This window comes from Puniceicoccus vermicola (assembly GCF_014230055.1).
GTDB classification, from domain to species: domain Bacteria; phylum Verrucomicrobiota; class Verrucomicrobiia; order Opitutales; family Puniceicoccaceae; genus Puniceicoccus; species Puniceicoccus vermicola.
Map to the genome: position 1 here is coordinate 18,794 of NZ_JACHVA010000023.1, position 18,029 is coordinate 36,822.

General features: G+C 55.4%; 14 protein-coding genes and 1 pseudogene. 11 read left to right on the forward strand and 4 right to left on the reverse strand.

The window, feature by feature from the left end:
* Positions 1 to 347 precede the first annotated feature (347 nt).
* Positions 348 to 1,346 (forward strand): paraquat-inducible protein A, encoded by a 999-nt coding sequence (locus H5P30_RS02025; RefSeq protein ID WP_185691300.1) that lies wholly within the window; start codon positions 348 to 350, stop codon positions 1,344 to 1,346.
* Between the two features lie 29 nt (positions 1,347 to 1,375).
* On the opposite strand, the gene H5P30_RS02030 is transcribed toward H5P30_RS02025, so the two are convergent.
* Together H5P30_RS02030 and H5P30_RS02035 are read right to left on the reverse strand one after the other, a co-directional pair.
* The gene (locus tag H5P30_RS02030) at positions 1,376 to 1,927 is read right to left on the reverse strand and encodes a response regulator transcription factor (protein ID WP_185691301.1); all 552 of its coding nucleotides are present in this window, start codon (positions 1,925 to 1,927) and stop codon (positions 1,376 to 1,378) included.
* A complete protein-coding gene (locus tag H5P30_RS02035; protein WP_185691302.1) occupies positions 1,920 to 3,221 on the reverse strand; it encodes an ATP-binding protein in 1,302 nt (433 codons plus the stop codon). The genes H5P30_RS02030 and H5P30_RS02035 overlap by 8 nt, the downstream gene beginning before the upstream one ends.
* A gap of 747 nt (positions 3,222 to 3,968) precedes the next feature.
* Between H5P30_RS02035 and H5P30_RS02040 the strand changes: the two genes are divergently transcribed.
* From H5P30_RS02040 to H5P30_RS02050, 3 genes are all read left to right on the forward strand, one after another.
* Entirely contained in the window at positions 3,969 to 4,781 is an 813-nt protein-coding gene (locus H5P30_RS02040; protein ID WP_185691303.1) for a hypothetical protein, read from the forward strand.
* A 13-nt stretch (positions 4,782 to 4,794) separates the two neighbouring features.
* Positions 4,795 to 5,556 carry a prepilin-type N-terminal cleavage/methylation domain-containing protein gene (locus H5P30_RS02045; RefSeq protein ID WP_185691311.1) on the forward strand — a complete coding sequence of 254 codons (762 nt, stop codon included), beginning with the start codon at positions 4,795 to 4,797 and terminating at the stop codon, positions 5,554 to 5,556.
* Between the two features lie 378 nt (positions 5,557 to 5,934).
* Positions 5,935 to 6,933, forward strand: coding sequence for a transporter (locus H5P30_RS02050; RefSeq protein WP_185691304.1), 999 nt, complete (start codon positions 5,935 to 5,937; stop codon positions 6,931 to 6,933).
* A gap of 422 nt (positions 6,934 to 7,355) precedes the next feature.
* Here H5P30_RS02050 and H5P30_RS02055 read toward each other — a convergent pair whose 3' ends face one another.
* A complete protein-coding gene (locus H5P30_RS02055) occupies positions 7,356 to 9,623 on the reverse strand; it encodes an ATP-dependent DNA helicase (protein WP_246459209.1) in 2,268 nt (755 codons plus the stop codon).
* A 14-nt stretch (positions 9,624 to 9,637) separates the two neighbouring features.
* Between H5P30_RS02055 and gcvT the strand changes: the two genes are divergently transcribed.
* The 7 genes from gcvT (at position 9,638) to H5P30_RS22610 (ending at position 16,831) form a co-directional block, all read left to right on the forward strand.
* Entirely contained in the window at positions 9,638 to 10,732 is a 1,095-nt protein-coding gene (gene gcvT, locus H5P30_RS02060; RefSeq protein WP_185691305.1) for a glycine cleavage system aminomethyltransferase GcvT, read from the forward strand.
* Between the two features lie 18 nt (positions 10,733 to 10,750).
* Entirely contained in the window at positions 10,751 to 11,137 is a 387-nt protein-coding gene (gcvH, locus tag H5P30_RS02065; protein ID WP_185691306.1) for a glycine cleavage system protein GcvH, read from the forward strand.
* Positions 11,106 to 13,331 carry a DUF3857 domain-containing protein gene (locus H5P30_RS02070; protein ID WP_185691307.1) on the forward strand — a complete coding sequence of 742 codons (2,226 nt, stop codon included), beginning with the start codon at positions 11,106 to 11,108 and terminating at the stop codon, positions 13,329 to 13,331. Before gcvH ends, H5P30_RS02070 begins: the two co-directional genes overlap by 32 nt.
* 155 nt (positions 13,332 to 13,486) lie before the next feature.
* The gene (locus H5P30_RS02075; RefSeq protein ID WP_185691308.1) at positions 13,487 to 14,293 is read left to right on the forward strand and encodes an enoyl-ACP reductase FabI; all 807 of its coding nucleotides are present in this window, start codon (positions 13,487 to 13,489) and stop codon (positions 14,291 to 14,293) included.
* A complete protein-coding gene (locus H5P30_RS02080) occupies positions 14,283 to 15,317 on the forward strand; it encodes a 3-oxoacyl-ACP synthase III (RefSeq protein ID WP_185691309.1) in 1,035 nt (344 codons plus the stop codon). The genes H5P30_RS02075 and H5P30_RS02080 overlap by 11 nt, the downstream gene beginning before the upstream one ends.
* Before the next feature lie 694 nt (positions 15,318 to 16,011).
* Positions 16,012 to 16,530: a GNAT family N-acetyltransferase gene (locus tag H5P30_RS02085; protein ID WP_185691310.1), complete on the forward strand. Its 519-nt coding sequence runs from the start codon at positions 16,012 to 16,014 to the stop codon at positions 16,528 to 16,530.
* Between the two features lie 103 nt (positions 16,531 to 16,633).
* Positions 16,634 to 16,831, forward strand: a complete 198-nt coding sequence (locus H5P30_RS22610) for a GxxExxY protein (protein ID WP_185691313.1) — start codon at positions 16,634 to 16,636, stop codon at positions 16,829 to 16,831.
* Here H5P30_RS22610 and H5P30_RS02095 read toward each other — a convergent pair.
* A pseudogene (locus H5P30_RS02095) lies at positions 16,783 to 17,961 on the reverse strand (IS4 family transposase). The gene H5P30_RS22610 and the pseudogene H5P30_RS02095 sit on opposite strands and share 49 nt — an antisense overlap.
* Between the last annotated feature and the right edge of the window lie 68 nt (positions 17,962 to 18,029).

Sequence of the window (18,029 nt, forward strand, 5' to 3'; positions counted from 1 at the left end):
CTGAATATCAGCTGTTCTAATGTATTGTCGCCTCAGTGAAAAGCTTCGAGTTGGGAATCATTCAAATTGGGAAGCTGAAAAGGGTCGGAACTAGGCCTGCATTTGCAGGTTCGACAAAATAGAGAAAGAGTGGGCGAATCGTGGATAAACCTTGATCGGGTCGTTGCAGTCGGAAGCCGAGGCTTCACGAGGCTCAAGGTTCTCAGGTGAAGTGATCCCGATCCGGAAGTCCATTTTTGCGACACGATTGAGACCTCGGATATTTGCAAAGACGATCCCTTGCGGAGTCTGCTTCGCGGGAATCTCGGATTGACTCGTTAGCACCGAGTTCAAAGTCTTCGCTGCTCATGGAAACGGAGAAGACGGTCCCGAGAAAAGTAAGAGTTACTTGCTTTCTCTTTTTGCTGCTGGCGCTGGCCTGCAACATTACCGTTCTGTTCATTCCTTTCATCACTTTCCGGAAATTTGTAAAACCGGAAGTGTATACGCTTTTCCACACGGTGGAGATGTTGTGGAATGAGAGGATCTATGCCTTGGCGGTTTTAGTCGTCGGATTCTCCGTCTTATTTCCCTTTTTCAAGCTCTTCGTTCTTTTTCTCGTGGTGTTGTTGAAGAAGCCGGGACCGCGAGTTTTGGCCCTTCTGAACCGAGTCGAGATGTTGGCGAAGTGGTCGATGTTGGACGTTTTTCTCGTCAGTCTGGTGCTCACCCTGACCTCAGGCCAAGTCTTGGTCAGTGCATCGCCCAAGGGCGGGGTCACCTTGTTCATGGCGGCAATTGTCATCAGTATGGCTGTGGGTCAGGTTCTCGCGGGTCATCTTCTCGATCATACGGGCCGAGCGAAGCACTTCCGACTCCTGAAGTTCGATTTCAAATCAGGAATTCGGAAACTTCTCGTTGTTGTTGCGGGATTGATGCTTTTCGGGGCGCTGAGTTTTCCGTTTCTGAAGATTGAGGCCTGGTTTCTGGTCGATAGTGACTTCAGCGTCGTGACCGTGATTCCGGCGCTCTGGAAGCAGGATTCGTACTCGGCCGCATTGGGCGTGGGCTTATTCCTGGTCCTCTTCCCGGTTGCTCGCTGGATCGGTCTGGTCCGCCGCACATGGAGTGGCGCCAATGGTGGCGATCCCCGGGAGCATCAACGCGTTTTCGAGTTGGCTCGCTACTGGAGTATGCTTGATGTCTTTGCGTTGGCTCTTGGCATTTTTCTGGTAGAGGGAAGCCGTTTCGTCCCAGCTGACGCCCAATTGGGGCTATACCTCTTGGTGATCGTCGTTTTCGGGAACGTCTTGATCGAGCGAATACTCGAGGCAAATCCGCACGAGAGTACCAAAGCTCACGAATAAGACCGGTGCTCCGGTGACCCGTCCTGTTGTTAACGGACTGGAGGATACTTTCGCAGTTTGCGCTGAAGGGTTCGCCGTTCGATCCCCAGCCGCCGGGCGGCTTCGCTGACATTGTTCTCACAGTCCACGAGCACCCGCTGGATGTGCTCCCACTCGACGCGCTCCAGACTCGGGACAGAAAGATCGGGTGTAGGAGTAGAGACCTTCGGACTCTCGGGCGGAGAGGTTAGGATTTTTTCGATTTCCTCGGCATCGGTCGGCTTCATGAGGTAATCGACTGCGCCTTGGCGGAGAGCTTCCTTGGCGGTGCTGACACTCCCGTATCCGGTGAGAATGAGTACGTCCATAGCGGGATCGAGGTCACGAAGGGCTCCGATGAGGGCTAAACCGCTACCATTCGGCATGCAGAGGTCGACTACGGCTGCGTCGAAGGATTCCTTCTCGCAGAGGGCGAGCGCCTCATCGTTCCCGCTCGCCGTGGAAACTTGGTATCCGCGTCGGCGAAAGGAGATCGCCAGGCGCTCGCGGAATCGTTCGTCGTCGTCGACGATCAAAAGGTGCTGGATCTTTTCGTCAGTCATTGGATTTCGCATGGGCACTCGCCGGGAAGAACATCCTTGCCGAGGTCCCTTTTCCAGGAACGGAGTCAAAGCCAAGGCTGCCTCCGTATTTTTCGCAGAAAGTTCGCGTCAGGAAGAGGCCGAGACCCATCCCCGTGCCGGGCGCCTTTGTCGTGAAAAAAGGGGTGCCCAACTGGCGGACCTGCTCTTCGGGGATTCCTTCACCCTGATCGCTCACGGTAAGTGTAGACCCGCGGGCTGCACTGTGGCGCCAGGCGATCTCCACCTCCTGATCTGGATGTGAGGCTTCAAAGGCATTCTTGACCAGAACCGATAGGGCCGAAAAGAACCCGTGTGGAGGGAGCCACAGGCCGGGAAGATCCTTTTCGCACTTCCAGATGATTCGGTCGGCGTAGGCCTTTTGGAGAAAAAGGGGAAGCTCGGCTCGTAGGAGAGCGGGGCGGATCAGTTCACACGGTTCCTCTCCGGTTTCCCCGGTGCGCTCACCGAGTTTCAGGAGCACCTCCCGGCATCGGTCCACCTCTTCGCGGATGAGACGGGCGTCGGCTTTGCACTGTTGATTGCGGTCTCCTTCACAAGTCTGTTGGGCAAGGTCGCGGCTAACGATGGCGATGGTTCCCAGCGGGGTGGCCATCTCGTGAGCAATGCTGGCAGCGAGATTGGCGAGACCGGACATTCGTTGGGCTTCCTGAATCTTTTGGCTCATTTGCTCCAAAACCTCTTTCCGCCTTCGGTGGTCGCGGCTGACTGAGCTGACAAAGAAGACGATTCCAGAGGCGGTGACGAAGAGAGCGATGACCATCCCCTGGAGGTGGTTCGACATCATCCCGTGAGCGCCATGGTTCATGGCCTCATGAACGAGTTCGTGCCGCGAGGTGAAGAGAAGGGAAAAGGCCAGGGTGCTTGCTGCGACCATTATCCATCCGCCAAAGCTCGGGAGCAGAAAAATGGCAACCGTCACGAAAAGGAGGTAGAAAATGGTAAAAGGATTGTGGGCGCCTCCGGTAAAATAGAGGAGGGTCGTGAAGACGATCAGGTCCAGAACGAGAAGTGACATCAGGGTCCACTGAGGATGCCGGTCACAAACATCCTTGAGAGAATAAAGAGCCAGATTCCCGAGGAGCACAAAAATGAGCAATGCGATCAGCAGCGGCCATGGCAGCGCAAATCCGAAGCCGAACTGCGCGGCGAGGGTAATGATCGCTGCCACGACCACGGCAAACCAACGCAGCCGCTTGTACCGGAAAAGGCCGGGTTCGCGGCGATTTTCTTCAAGGAGAGCGTTGGTGTTCATCCCTTCCAGAATGCAAAACGAGGGGAAAGAGCCAATCCAAAGAAAATCGATGCCGCCGCGTCAATTTGCCGCAGGTCGGGGGAAGGGGATAATCGGAAAGTGGGAAGGGGAGGGTTAATGGGGGCCGAAACCGTACCGTGCACCTTTCGCAAATGGCGCTGGCTCTCTGCTTTTTCGCAATCAGAGAAACCGCATGCTCTTGGCGTCAACTGGGCGCGGAGAGGTCGCGGAAGTTCGAGCTAGGGATTTCCGATCCTGAAATCGAGAGCTGGAAGCTCTCGCTACTTTGGTTTGGTCGGTATTTTTATATTTTTGGGGCTATCGCGCGACGGGGACGGTGCTTCGCAATCAGAGAAACCGCATGCTCTTGGCGTCAACTCGGCGCGGAGAGGTCGCGGAGTTCTAGCTAGGGATTTCCGATTCGAAAATCGAGAGCTGGAAGCTCTCGCTACTTTGGGTTGGGCGATATTTATATATTTTCTGGGCTATCGCGCGACGGGGCGGCGCGAAAACGTTCCGGATCTACTGGAGTCGTCCCGCTGAAACGGCGGGAGATGCTACGAACGATTGCGAGGTTTTGCGTAGAGATACTTTGGCGGAGGAATCGAATCTTCGGCGAATCCAAACCGCGCGGATGAAGTCAGAAGGGAGGGTGATGATTGAGGATGGGGATTCCCGCTCCGGTTCCCGATGCGTCAATTTGCCACATTCCCGGATCCATTCGCTCGTGGTAACTTTTTGGTGACAATGAAAATTCTTCCGTTACTCTTCGTTTCCTTCTCGGCAGCTTCGGCCCATGCGGCCCTGATTACTTCGGTGCCGGGTCCCGACTTTCAAGGAGGCATGCTCATGCCGATGGTCTCGATCCAAGCCTCGACCGGAGATGGGGCCAATCCGACCTCTGGTTCGATTGAGATCGATTTTAGTCCGGCAGAAACTCCTGTATTGAAGCCATTGAGCCAGTGGAGCCCGGGAGACTGGTTCGGAGAAAGCGCGGCTTGGCGGGAAGACTTGAGCCCGACGGAAGGATCGGTTCCAGGAATGCCGACTGCCAATGCTGGGAACGGGGACCTTTTCAATAACCGTTATGGTTTTATGTACATGGGCAATGGCAGTGAGATGATGGCATACGTTCCGGAGGGGAACTCGCTGGCGATTCGTCTCGTCGATATTAGTTCCGATAGTCTTTCCGCTTTCAATTACGGGAACGCCGACAACCGCTGGGACCCTGTCTTCGAAGATGTTGGCGATCAGGTTCTGTGGAGTGCCCAAATGTGGCACAACTATTTTACCCTTCCAGCCGATGCGGAACCCGGGACCTACACCGCACAGTTTGAGATCTTTATGGCCAGCACGGAGTTCACTGGAGACACCGGCTTTGCTCAGTATGATGCTGCCGCGGAATCGGCGGTAAAAAACGAAAATTTCACTTCTGCTTTCCTAACTTACGAATTCACGGTGGTCCCTGAACCGGCTCATTTTGCGGTTGGGATGGGGCTTCTGGCGCTGGGGGCAGTTGCTTTCGGGCGAGGTCGTAGTCGCCGTGGAGGACAATCCTGAAACCACCTCCAGTATGGGCGTCTCAATCGTGACTAGACTGATGCTGCCACTTCGGAGACCATCAGCGGGCCAAATCACTCCCCTTAAGAAGGCTAAGCCACTGATCGGGTTTACGCTGATAGAGCTATTGGTCTGCATCGCCGTCTTGGGGATTCTGGTGGCGTTGGTCTTTCCGGCGATCAGCAAGGCGCGTTCGGGTGCGGATCAGACTGCAGATGCCGCGAAAATGCGAAATATCGGTCAGGCCGTTATTCTCTTTTCCCAAGATCATAACGGAGTGTTTCCGCGCAGCTGGCACAGCTCCGGTGCCAATCGGGAGCCGGGTTGGGCTCAATCAATTGCTCCTTACATGGGAGCCAGCTCTTCCGAAATCTCGGGTGAATGGGCCCGGACCTTTAACCGCTATTTTCGAGCTCCCGACGACGATAACATTGACCCCTATCTTTACAGTTATGGTTTCAATGTTAATTTCGAACTCGATCCCAATGGAGACGATTACACCGGGAGTCCACAAACTTGGCGCAAGGTGTCTCAAGTTCCGGATCCCGGTCATACCATTCTCGTCGCCAGGATTCAGCCGATCCAGTTCGCCGACCATTTTATGTGTCACCTCTGGTCGAGTATTTCTGCTGCAGAGAATATAGTGAACTACGATGTGCATAAAGGGCAGGCCAACTACTTATTTGTCGATGGGCATGTGGAAACATTGGCTCTCGCTGAAACCTTCAATCCGAGTCAGAAGATCAACCGGTGGAATCCTTCCCTGTCCCGATAGCGGATTGGTTACTGGTCAATCGGAATCAGAAGTGGGGCAACACCAGTTCCGGATCGACTTTAGTCGTTCCGCAGAAGCGGCTACGTGGGTGTGAGGGAAGGAAAGGAAAGGTTCGAATGAGGCCGTGGGGTGCCTGAACGATGTTAGTTTATGAAGAATCCGAGCCGCACGACTAAAGTCATACGCGAACGTTCAGAGGGGGGCGGTTTCGTATGGAGGCTCTCTGAATCGATCGTTTTGCGCAAAAGATTGTAAATGACTAGAGCCAGATAGGCTGTGCCGCTGCGTCAATTTGCCGCACCTCCTTTGGAGATACACTGTGTTAAGGTCTTGTCGATGAAACTAACAACCCTTTCAGGATCTCTTTCTTGTTCCATTATGGCCCTGCTCAGTTCCGCACTGGTCTTGGCCGATGAGGCCACTCAATCAAATACGGATGATTGGACCTCCGATCGTCCCGATGGGCATGCACCGATCGGCGTCATGTCGGATCATATGCACCATAAAGGGGAGTGGATGCTTTCCTACCGCTTTATGTATATGGACATGGACGGGATGAGGAACGGGACGGATAACCTCAGTTCGCAAGATGTCTTTGCCGAAGGCTATATGGTTTCTCCGAAAAAGATGACGATGGAGATGCACATGCTCGGCGCGATGTATGCTCCCAGTGACGACATTACCCTCGTGGCCATGGTGCCGTTTTCCCGGAAAGACATGGACCTGGAAACGAAGATGGGAATGGATTTCAGCACCGAATCTTCGGGTCTGAACGATATTTCGATCGGGGGACTGTATCGTTTGGCGAGCTGGGACCAACAGACGATCCATGCAGGACTTAGCCTGAGCCTTCCCACCGGATCGACCGACGAACGGGACGATACTCCGATGGGCTCCAACCAAGTGCTGCCGTATCCGATGCAAATGGGTTCCGGCACGTATGATTTGCTTCCGACCGTGACTTACTTGGGGCAAACCGAATGTTGGTCCTGGGGTGCGCAACTCGGGGGCGCTCTTCGGATGGGGCGCAATGATGAAGGGTATTCCCTGGGCAACCGAGGCAACGCCACCAGCTGGATCGCCCGCGAATGGGCCGACTGGGTTAGCTCTTCGTTCCGTATTGATGGATCGATCTGGGGCAATATCGATGGGGCCAACGACGACCTTAACCCGATGATGATTCCGACCGCTGACCCGAAAAATCAGGGTGGTAAGCGTGTCGATCTCGCCCTCGGATTTAACTTTTACAAGCCCGACGGACGCTTGGCCGGAAATCGGCTCGGGATCGAAGTAGGCGCCCCGGTTTATCAGGATCTCGACGGTCCGCAAATGAAGACCGATTGGACGGTTACTGCCGGTTGGCAATACGCTTGGTAAATCACTTCCTCTGTAAATTTGATGAAGCCCGCATGACGAGACGTCATGCGGGCTTTTTTACGAGAGTGCTTCGGGGTGCAGGAGTAATGGCAAAGGAGTGAGAGCTTCCAGCTCTCTTCCGTCAGCCGGGAAAACGGAGAGAGAATCTCCTCCCGTCGGTTGAAATGTATCGTCGCAAAAGTTCGGTGAGTCAGTGTGGAAGCGTTGCTTCAGCGCCCCCATTGCGTGTTTTCGGGTCCGCACCCCAAAAAACTCCCGGAATCCCAGGACCGCGCAGCTAAAGCTGAGCGGCTACTTCTTGTAGGGGAGTAGCTTTAGCTGCCCCCATCGCGTCGGTTCCGGAACGGCACCCCGGAAAACCTCCCGCAACCCAAAGACCGCACAGCTCCAGCATCTTTTGCGGCCTCTCATTAATCCGTCTCTTATCCTCGGCCCCTGTGCTTTCGAGGGAAACAGCGTTCCCAGTCGGCGCGATTGAACCGGGTGAAGGTCGTTTTGGGGAGGGCTTCGACGAAGGCGCGTCCATATTCCTTGCGGAGTACGCGGGAGTCGAGAATGACGAGGCGACCGCGGTCGTCAACTTTGCGGATGAGGCGTCCTAACCCCTGACGAAACCGGAGGACGGCTTCGGGAAGGGATATTTCGAGGAAGGGGTGGCCGCCACGGTCGCGAACGTATTCCTCGCGGGCCTGAAACACTGGATGGCTCGGATTCTCGAAAGGAAGCTTCGTCATAATGACCTGCGAGAGAGCAGGGCCGGGGACATCGATTCCGGTCCAGAAGGTCTCGGTGCCGAAAAGGACGCCGTTGCCCGCCTCGCGGAACTGGTCGAGAAGTTGGGAGCGAGTGCCGCCGGGGACTTGCTCGAAGAGAGGGCGCCCATGCGTGGCGAGACTCTCGCGGCAGATGCGAACGACGGCCGCGAGATCGCGGTAACTGGTGAAGAGGATTAGGCTGCCTCCCTCGATGGCGGTGGCCGCGCGGACGATACAGTCACTCCAATATTGGATGGTCGAGGGACTGGTTTGTCCGCCCGAGGCCGGGCAGTCAGTGGTAATCAGGATTTCGCAGTGACGTTCGTAGTCGAAAGGGGAGGTCACGGCGCCGTGAGGCTGGCCGTCGGCCCCGATTCGGGCAAGAAAGGGGTCCATGCCTCCCGAGGTTGCAAGCGTGGCACTGGTGAGCGCAACCGAGGTGTTGCGGCGAAAGAGGATTTGACGGAGAACGGGTGCGAGGTCGATGGGAGCGCTGCGGAGGCTGATGATTTGGCGGGTTTTCCCGGTGCGTTCAACCCAGGGCACGTGGCCGTCAAAGTCGAGGGCGAGGAAGCGACCGAGGACCGTGCGGTAGCTATCGATCCGAAGTTGCTGGTCGCGAATCTCATCGGCCCGGGTCTCATCCTGCTCCTTGTAAGCGAGTGCCTTGAGCCGCTTGGTCAGTTCGAGAAGGGGCTCTTGGAATACGGGTTCTGTCCACTCCCCCTCGGCGAGGCGGACTTGGTCCTTTTTGCCCAAAAGAGTGTGGGACGTCTGCTCGAAGAATTCACTGCAGGCGGCGAGGGCTTCGGCGACGAGTCGGCGGTCACCGGGGTTACCGATCTTTTTCAAAAAGCCCTTCTTCGTCTTTGGGTTGTAGAGAATGCGGAGGGCCCTCTCGACGGCATAACTCGAAACCGCCGCTCCGAGGTGGTTGGTGGCGATAATCGGAAGGGTGTGAGCCTCATCGACGACGACAAAGTCATTCGGGTAGAGGATGCCTGGCGTATCGCCACCGGGGCTCATGCCAGCCGCTATCAGGGAGAAGAGCAGGCTGTGGTTGAGAATGATTAGGTGAGCTTTCTGCACCTTCTGTCGGGCGGAGTGGAAAAAACAATTCTCGGCCGGGCAATTCTTGCGGTTGCAAGTGCTCGCATCGGCGTTGACCGCATCCCAGATGTCCGGGGGAATGGGGAAGTCCGTTTCCTGGCGAAGGCCAGTCTTCGTGTGGGTGGCCCATTCCGAAAGAGAATCGAGGGCCTGCTGATTCCCCTGATTGAAGAGGTCCGCACGCTCTTCGGCGGCCCGTACCAGCCGTTTCATGCAGACGTAATTGCCACGTCCGACTAAAAAGGCGGATTCAAATCCCGCATAGCGGTGGAGTTCGGGAACGGATTTGAAGAGGACCCGGCACTGCTCGATATCCTTCTCGCGAATCTGCTCCTGCAGGGAGATGGTGTGGGTCGAGACCAGAAAAGGGCGTTTGGAATCGACGGCGTAGATGATGCCCGGAACCAAATAAGCTAAACTTTTGCCGACGCCCGTTCCGGCCTCAAAGATGATCGGGGCATCCATGGCGAAGGATTGGGCCACTCGAATTGCCATTTCTTCCTGCTGTGGACGATGTTCGAGGCCGAGTTTTACTTGTAGCCATCCGCCCTCGCCGAAGATTTTTTCCGTCAGCGCGACCATCCCGAAGCCGTTACGGGCGGGTGACTCGGAATCGTCGAGGATGCGGATCATTCGGACTATCAAGAACACCGCTGGGAGGTTCTTCAATTGGAAAGATTGACTGGGGACTTCGGCGATGCGGTCTTTGTCACGAGGAAGCTTTCGGGAAAGAAGCCGATGGGGTCCGTTGCTCGCCCACTGGTTCCCCAAGAAGGCAGACCATTTACGATTCTCTTTCCCCTTGCCATTTTTTGGGGGCTCCATGAATAGTTCCGACTATGCCCAGCGAGGACTCTTCCGGATCAACTCTTTCACGTACACCCCTCTGCGAACTGCACAAGGCCGCAGGGGCGAGGATGGTCGATTTCGCTGGCTGGGAGATGCCGGTGTCCTATAGCGGAATTCTCGAGGAGCACCGGGCGGTGCGGGAGAACGTGGGATTATTCGATGTCTCTCACATGGGTGAATTCGTTGTCCATGGCCCGCAAGCCGCAGAGTTTCTTGACCATCTGGTGACCAATCGCATTGCCGGATGCCCTCCCGGAAAGGCCATTTACAGTCCCATGTGCGATGAGAAGGGCGGGGTGGTCGATGACCTGATTGCCTACCGGAAAGCCGATGGTTCCTTTCTCGTTGTCGTCAACGCTTCGAATCGGGAGAAGGACTTTCAGTGGATGAAGGGACGCGTCGGGCTTTTCGATGTGGAGCTGCGTGACGATTCGGACGATTGGGCCCTTCTCGCCGTCCAGGGGCCGAAAGCCGAAGAGTATCTCTCGGGTCTAGGCTTTATTGGTCTAGGCGTTTTGAAGCGGTTTCACCTTGTCGGAATGGAGTGGCAGGGGTTGTCGCTGCTGGTGAGTCGCACAGGCTACACTGGCGAGGATGGTTTCGAAATTTTTGTTCCCGCGACTCAGGCCGTGGAGCTGGCTGAAGCCCTCTCGGCGGGAAAAGATCTGCCTTGGATTGGTCTCGGGGCTCGCGACAGCTTGCGTCTCGAAGCGGGTCTGCCGCTCTATGGTCACGAGATGAGCGAATCGATTTCCCCGGTTCAGGCCGGATTTGGCTGGGCCGTGAAGACGGACAAGGAGTCCTTTGTTGGACGTGATCCCCTCCGTTTTGAAAAAGAGATGGGGCCTGAGAAAAAGGTCCGCTTCTTCCTCGTTGATGACAAGCGAATCGCCCGGGAGGGGATGCCGATTGTGGCGGACGGACAGGAGATCGGAGTGGTCCTTTCCGGATCGAAAAGTCCCGTCCTGAACCAGCCGATTGGGTCGGCTTTGATCGATGCTTCTTTCGCTGGCGAGGAGGCGGCTGTCGAGTCGCGCGGAAAACAGTTGCCGATTCGTTTTGCCAAGGCACCCCTGCACCGGTAATTCCAAATTAATAAGATTATGAGCGAGATTCCCAAGGAACTGAAGTATACGAAAGAGCACGAGTGGGTCCGGATTGAGGACGGTTTTGCGATCGTCGGCATCACCGACCACGCGCAGGAAGCGCTTGGGGACATCACATTCGTCGAGCTCCCGGACGAAGGGGCCGAATACGAGGCGGGAGATACTTTCGGGGTCGTTGAATCCGTGAAGGCCGCCTCCGATATCTACTTGCCCATGAAGGGGACGGTTGAAGGGGTAAACTCCGATCTCGAAGACGCTCCTGAAACCGTCAATTCCGACCCTTACGGTGAAGGTTGGCTGATCAAGGTAAAGGTGGAGGACACCGCGGAGTTGGAAGCCCTGTTGGATGCCGATGCCTACGCCGAACTTTGCGAAAACGAGTAAGGCTTTCGGGCGGTTCGCCGCGCTTTTTCTGATTCTTTCGGTCTGGCTCCCGCTGCTGGGTGAGGCAGCCGAAGAGATTGCCGATGGGGTGTGGGTCGCATCGCCCCCGGGTTGGGCGGAGTCGAAGGAGGATTTTACTCCGGGCGATAGTCCTCCCTACGCCGAAGGAGGGATTTTTTATCACCGCACGGCCGATCACTTCCGGCCGGATGAGGATTCGATCTTTTCCCGGGTGGTCTACGAATTTCAATCGAAGGCCGGACTCGAGGACAACGCGACCCTCAGCTGGAATGTGGATCCGGAGTTTGAGGAAATTCGTCTACACTGGATCCGGGTCTATCGGGAGGGACGGTGGATTGACCTTCTCCCAGAGATCGACCTTGAGGTGGTTGACGCCCGAACGGATGTGCGCACCTGGTATTACGATAATTCGAAAGATGTCCGGGTCATTCTCGAAGGAGTCCAGGTTGGGGATATTCTCGATTATGGGTTTACGCGAACCGGATCCAATCCGATCGTGAAGGACCATTTCTCCGATTCGGCTTCGCTCGGGTTTTCCGTCCCGGTCGGGTCAATCGACATCCGCCTCGATTGGCCGAAGGATCGTGGGGAACTGCAGTATCGCACGTATCCGACCCGAATTCCGCCTGAGATTTACGAGAACGACGGATATGAGGTCTATCAATGGAGTATCGAGGACTCTGAGGCGGTAATTTTGGATTCCCGTCTGCCCCAGGGCTACGAGGTTCTCCCTTGGGTGCAATTTTCGGATTGGCCGGGATGGGGCGCGGTTGCGCAATGGGCCGTCGACCTCTATCCGCTCGATCAGGAGTTGCCGCCACTACTGGTCAAGGAGGCGGGCAAAATTGAGAAAGCCGGAGGGACTCCGTTGATGAAGGCAACGAAGGCACTTCAGTTCATTCAGGATGTCATCCGGTACGTTTCGATCCCCGTGGGACCGCATTCCTATCAACCCTATCCACCGGAGACGATTGCAGCGCGGCGGTACGGTGATTGTAAGGATAAAAGCCTTCTCCTCGTTCTTCTCCTGCGGAAGCTGGGCATCGATGCGGATCTCGTCCTCGTGAGCACCGATGATCGTCAACTCCTGCGTCGCCGTCTGCCCACCCAAGCCGCTTTTGACCATGTGCTTGTCCAAGCAATTATCGAGGGTGAGACGATTTGGATGGACCCGACGGACAGCCACGAGGGCGGGGTGCTGCCGATGCGGTATTTTTCGGATTTTGGGTATGGTCTGGTTATTTCCCCCGATACGACCGATCTCGCAGCCAAAGTGGGCCCGCAAGGGAGAGACGGGGCTCTGGCCTCGACGACCGAATCGTTCTATTTCGAGGATTTTGCGAAACCGGTGAAGCTCGTTGTCGATTCGATCTACGAAGGGCGCAACGCGGATAACCTGCGCTGGGATCTCGCCACGGACGGGCTCGATTCGTTCGCTCGGGCCTATACCAACTACTACGCCAGTCTCTATGACGTCATCCCGGAAGCCCAGCCTCTGGCGGTGGAGGATGAGCGGGAAATGAATCAGGTGCGAATCGTTGAAGAATATGGGTTGCCAACTCTTTTCCCATCCGAAGAAGACAGCGAAACGACCGTCTGCAATTTTTCGGCCCAGATCATTGCCGACCAGATTCCGGAACCATCGGAGAAGATTCGTTCAGGACCCTTTGCCTTGCCGAGGCCTCTTCATCAGATTCAGACGATTGAGATTCATCTTCCGGATGATTCCGATTTCGGGGCAGAGGATTTTTCGATGGAGAACCAGTGGTTCCGTTACGATTTCTCCGTGAGCCAGAACGAGAGGGTCCTGCGGATCCATCATGATTTCGAAATCCTCTCCGATTTCGTTCTCCTGGAGGATATCGATGCCTACCAGAAGAAAGTCGATGAGATGAAGGACTACCTGGATTACTATATTGAGGTCAATCTGGGTGACTCCTGGCCAGAGAAGCCTCCCGGCTTCCTGAAATCGCTGGGCATCGCCTTTTCGCAACCCGCCTCCGAATCTGAGGCGAGTGATGATTCTTCGGAGGGAACGGGTCAGGCAGTCGGCCCGGATTCAGGAGCCAGTCTGGAAAAGGGTGTCTCCCGCGCCGAAGCCTTGGGTTTCTCGGTGGTTTCCTTTTTCGCCGGTGTGGCCTGGGCAGCCTTTCTCTGGCGTCGCAAGTCGTAGGCGGCACTCTCCCGGGATCTTCTTTTCGGTGGGAAAACCGTTTTCTCCGGAGAATCTGGAATTCCAACGCCACTGGAAACCACCTGGGGCGGTTTGCAGCAAAGCTGCGACTTTCCGTTTGCCCGGGGTCGCGGAGTCATTCACCGTTTTCCCTTATGAGTTTTCTACAGATGGAAGATCGCACTTATCTGGTCTTTGGCGTGGCCAACCGGAAGAGTGTGGCTTGGGCAATTGCCCGCGAGCTTGAAGCCGCTGGGGCAAAGGTGATCTATAGCGTCCGCTCCGAGAAGCGGAAGGAGAGTCTCGCCAAGCTGTTGGGGGACCGTCCGTGCCACATTTGCGATGTGGAAGAAGAAGGCGCAGTGGAGCGTCTAGCGGAAGAAATTGGATCGGATACTCTCCTCGACGGGATCGTTCACTCCATCGCCTTTGCGGACTACAGCGAAGGATTCCGCCCCTTTCACGAAACCGGTCGAAAGCAATTTTTACAGGCGACCCAGATCTCGGCTTTTTCTCTTTCGGAAATCGCCAATGCATTCAGTGAATCCCTTAAACCCGATGCTTCGGTGGTCTCCATCGGCATCTCGACAACGGAGCTGACGGCGGAAAATTACGGGTACATGGGGCCGGTGAAAGCCGCCCTCGAAGCGGTGAGCCGCAACCTCGCCAAGTCATTCAGCGCCTTTTCGGAGGTGCGGTTCAATACCGTAAACTCGGGACCCCTGAAGACCAGCGCTTCGGCAGGCATTCCCGGCTATCTCGACAACTATCTTTACGCCGAGAAAATGACCCTGCGTAAGCGCGCGCTCGCAACCCGTGAAGTGGCCGATACTGCCATTTTCCTCCTCAGTCCCCGTTCCTCGGGAATCAACGGTCAGGGGATTGTCGTCAACGCCGGGATGGACACCAACTACTTCGACAAGGAATTGGTCGAGCGAACCATGCGCGGTGATGCAGTTTAAGAATACCCGGATTGCGGCCATCGCCCACGTCCTCCCGGAGGAAATCATCACCTCCGATGAGGTGGAAAACCGCTTGGCGCCGGTCTACGAACGACTACGCCTCCCTGGCGGACGACTCGAGCTCATGACCGGAATTCGGGAACGTCGGGTTTGGCCTGCCAAAACCCGTCCCTCTGACGCCAGCAGCGCTGTCGGTAAAGCCGTCCTCGCCAAGGTGCCAGACCTCCCTCCCGTCGATCTCCTGGTACATGCCGCTGTCTCCCGCGATCGCCTCGAGCCCGCCACTGCCGCCTACGTCCACAAGAGTCTGCAGCTGCCCCGGCATACCCAGATTTTCGACCTCTCGAACGCCTGCCTCGGTTTTCTGAACGCAATGGTCACCGCGGGTGGAATGATTGAGAGCGGGCTGATCCGCACTGCGCTCATCGTTTCGGGCGAGAACGGACGGCCGCTCCTCGAAGAAACGATCAAAACCCTTTTAGCCGGCGATCTGACCCGCAAAACCATCAAGCCCTTCTTCGCCAACCTGACGATCGGTTGTGGGGCCGTAGGGATGGTTCTCTGCCATCGCGACCTCATGCCCGACGATGGTTTTGGAGACCTCGATTTCGGCGTTTCCGGCACCGACGGCAATTTCTCGAACCTTTGCGAAGGGGACAGCTCGGCGGGTGGGGGTCTCGTCATGCAGACCGACTCGGAAGCGCTTCTCGAAGCGGGTATCGGCCTAGCCGCCGACACCTGGAAGAACTTTTGCGAGAACGATCCCTCCGGGGACCGCTTCGACCGGATCATCACCCATCAGGTCGGCAAGACTCACCAGCGCCGCCTCCACGAAGCCCTGGAGATCGATCCGTCCCTCGATTATCCCAGCTATCCAATTCTCGGCAACGTCGGCTCCGTAGCTTGTCCGATCACCCTGTCTCTCGCTGAAGAAGACGGAGCCCTCCCGTCAGGCGGACGCGTGGCCCTCCTTGGCATCGGCAGCGGCCTTAGCTCGGTCATGCTGGCCTTGCGGAAACGGTAGGAGCAGTGCTCATCTAGTCGGGCAGGAGGAAGTCTTCGGCCGCGATGGGGCTTTCAAGGTTCTCGGGAATAGAGTGAGAGCTACATCTTCATTCTGAAAACGTTGATTCCTGACGATCGAGCGGAGTGAATACTCAACGTTTTCAGCGGAACCTAGTCATCTATTAAGCGAAAGGAAAACGGTGGCTGGGTGGCTTCAGCGCCCACCGGGATGGGCGGGGGCCTAGGCGATCGAGTCCAAATCGCAAGGTCGCCTGCAATTTTCCAACCGAGAGGAATTCGCCGATCTTTCGATCTCTTGCCACGGAGGAATAACGTTTCGGCAAAAATTCTGGTGTAAGATATGCGGCCTATGGGGAAGGGGGGAATGGGTTCTCTTTTTCGCTATTGAATTCCTTACGAGATTGGTAAGGGGCATAAACCGAAAAGGTATGATACTCCGGCGAGAATCGAGTTTGGATTGACCTTCGATCTGCTCCGGAATTACGCTTTTGCTGGATCGATAGATGTACCGTTGCAACCGACTTCGCCGCTTATTGTAAATACTGTAATTTTTGTTAAACTCCTGATAGGCAACCTTTAATGGATTTTTTTATCCTACGTTTTTTGGGGCATTTTCGTCTGCGAATGGATCCGCAGGACCTCCGGGATATTCGAAACGGAGTTACGCAAATAACACTTTCTGACCAAATAAAATGATCAAGATCCGCAGAATCCGTATCGGTGAATTCGATCTCTACCGGAAGGTTCGATTAAGAGCCCTCAAGGAGGATTCATACGCTTTCTGTGCAACTTACGAGTCGGCACTTGAAAGAACCGAAGAGAAGTGGCGAGACCAAGCCGACAAGGCAGCGGAGGGATCCGACCAAGCCATATTCATCGCTTTTTGCGGTGGCGACCCAGTGGGTCTATCAGCGGTTTACAAAGACAAGAGGAAAGAGGACGAAGCCGAGGTTTTTCAGGTTTGGGTAAGCGCTGAGTCTAGGGGAACCGGGTTGGGAAAGAGAATCATGGATTCGGTTCTCGAATGGTCAAAGAGCTCTGGGTACAAGCGGATCATCGCTACCGTTGCGAATACGAACAAAAAAGCTATAGGATTCTATGAAAACTATGGGTTCGAAAAGAAGCTCGAGGATTCCGAGGAAACAAAAATGGCAATGGAAATTGGGTCGAAAAAGTCGGCCCATGCAACTCGTGCAAGGGCTCGCGTATGACTTTCGACGTTCGAAAAAGTCACTCCGAAGAGCACGATGGGAAGAGGTTCGAGGAGCTCTCTCGGCAGATTCTCGGATGTGTAATTGATGTACATCAGCGGGGCTGCTCGAATCTTCCTTTCCGGGCTGCCTGAGCAGGGAATTAGAGTTGGCTGGTATAGGTCATGAGTGCGAAGCACCTCTCCCAATCGAATATAAGGGAATCTCTCTGGAATGCGGTTATCGTGTGGATAATTTTAATAGCGAGACCCACTACTGTCCAGTTAGGAAGTCGTTGAAGTTGAGTTGGTTAGATAATTGAGTTTCGTCAAAATTTGTGAAGGATTCTGTAAATAGCTGATTGATATGAACTTTCTGAAAAGCGTTAACACTCAGAACTTGCAGAATCCGGGTCAAACTGTGGTCGAGGCAGAGAGTCTTTTTGAGACTGGCGACGAGAAGATAGGTGCAGATGGCGATCCAAATTTGGGTTCTGACGGCATTGTCCGAGGTTCCGAAGAAGGACTTGATCCGCAGGTTCTGTTTGATCCATTTGAAGAAAAGTTCGATCTGCCAGCGGCTCTTGTAGACCAAGGCGACGGTCAATGCTGGGATGGAAAAATTGTTGGAAAGGAATACCAAGTCCTTGCCAGTCTCCTCGTCGAAGAAACGAACTCGACGCAAAGCAATGGGATATCGTTCCTTGGACAGGGCTCCGCTCAGACCGATTGTTTGATCGCTGCGCAGACCTGTGATTTTGGCAACTCTGCGGGACTCCCGGACATAGCAGTCGAGGTTGCGTTTGGCACGGATAACGAAGAACGCTCCGGCCTGGCTGAGGCCGAAGAGTCGACCGAAGTCGAGGTATCCACGATCCATTACATAGATCGTTCCGGGAGAGACTGGCATTCGGTCGAGGAAAGACACATCGTGTTCCCGTCCCTTCGTAACGTCGATGAACAGCGGGATAGAGCCTTGAAGTTCGAACTGCGTGTGGATCTTTACCGCCGCTTTCGTGGAACGAAAGTCCGCCCAAGGGAAGAGAGTCAGGCAAAGATCGATGGTGCTCGAATCGACCGCGACGACCATGCCATCGAGACCCATCGGGTTCGTCTCGCCTGCCTAAAGTCTCCGCGTCCTTCGAATGAGGATATGAGCCATGGCTTCGTAGACGCGCCAGTCCCTCCATTGGTTGGCATATGCCAAATTGGTGCGGGTAATGTTGCCGCGAAACCCCATCGCGTAAGCGTTTTGATTCCCGCGCAAACAAGCCTCGATCTCGCGCAACCCCTCCCGGTAAGTCAACTGGGCAAAGACCATGGCAAGGAATTGGTCGCGTGCGGTAAATCCGCGACTGCTCTTGGGCATCGGGTAAAGCTTGATGCATCGGTCGAACTCCTTCCGGTCCAAGCCATCGGTAATCTGAGTAAAAACGAGCCTGCCAGCGTTCATCCGTTATTGAGAACGAATGCGACGGAAGGTCGCCAGCCGATTCAAATGCGTGACAACCTTTATCCTGT

What these genes read in the sequence shown, in the direction of transcription:
- H5P30_RS02025 (WP_185691300.1), top strand. Translation starts at nt 348, where the DNA reads ATGGAAACGGAGAAGACGGTCCCGAGAAAAGTAAGAGTTACTTGCTTT.
- H5P30_RS02030 (WP_185691301.1), bottom strand. Translation starts at nt 1,927, where the DNA reads ATGACTGACGAAAAGATCCAGCACCTTTTGATCGTCGACGACGACGAA.
- H5P30_RS02035 (WP_185691302.1), bottom strand. Translation starts at nt 3,221, where the DNA reads ATGAACACCAACGCTCTCCTTGAAGAAAATCGCCGCGAACCCGGCCTT.
- H5P30_RS02040 (WP_185691303.1), top strand. Translation starts at nt 3,969, where the DNA reads ATGAAAATTCTTCCGTTACTCTTCGTTTCCTTCTCGGCAGCTTCGGCC.
- H5P30_RS02045 (WP_185691311.1), top strand. Translation starts at nt 4,795, where the DNA reads ATGGGCGTCTCAATCGTGACTAGACTGATGCTGCCACTTCGGAGACCA.
- H5P30_RS02050 (WP_185691304.1), top strand. Translation starts at nt 5,935, where the DNA reads ATGGCCCTGCTCAGTTCCGCACTGGTCTTGGCCGATGAGGCCACTCAA.
- H5P30_RS02055 (WP_246459209.1), bottom strand. Translation starts at nt 9,623, where the DNA reads ATGGAGCCCCCAAAAAATGGCAAGGGGAAAGAGAATCGTAAATGGTCT.
- gcvT (WP_185691305.1), top strand. Translation starts at nt 9,638, where the DNA reads ATGCCCAGCGAGGACTCTTCCGGATCAACTCTTTCACGTACACCCCTC.
- gcvH (WP_185691306.1), top strand. Translation starts at nt 10,751, where the DNA reads ATGAGCGAGATTCCCAAGGAACTGAAGTATACGAAAGAGCACGAGTGG.
- H5P30_RS02070 (WP_185691307.1), top strand. Translation starts at nt 11,106, where the DNA reads ATGCCTACGCCGAACTTTGCGAAAACGAGTAAGGCTTTCGGGCGGTTC.
- H5P30_RS02075 (WP_185691308.1), top strand. Translation starts at nt 13,487, where the DNA reads ATGAGTTTTCTACAGATGGAAGATCGCACTTATCTGGTCTTTGGCGTG.
- H5P30_RS02080 (WP_185691309.1), top strand. Translation starts at nt 14,283, where the DNA reads ATGCAGTTTAAGAATACCCGGATTGCGGCCATCGCCCACGTCCTCCCG.
- H5P30_RS02085 (WP_185691310.1), top strand. Translation starts at nt 16,012, where the DNA reads ATGATCAAGATCCGCAGAATCCGTATCGGTGAATTCGATCTCTACCGG.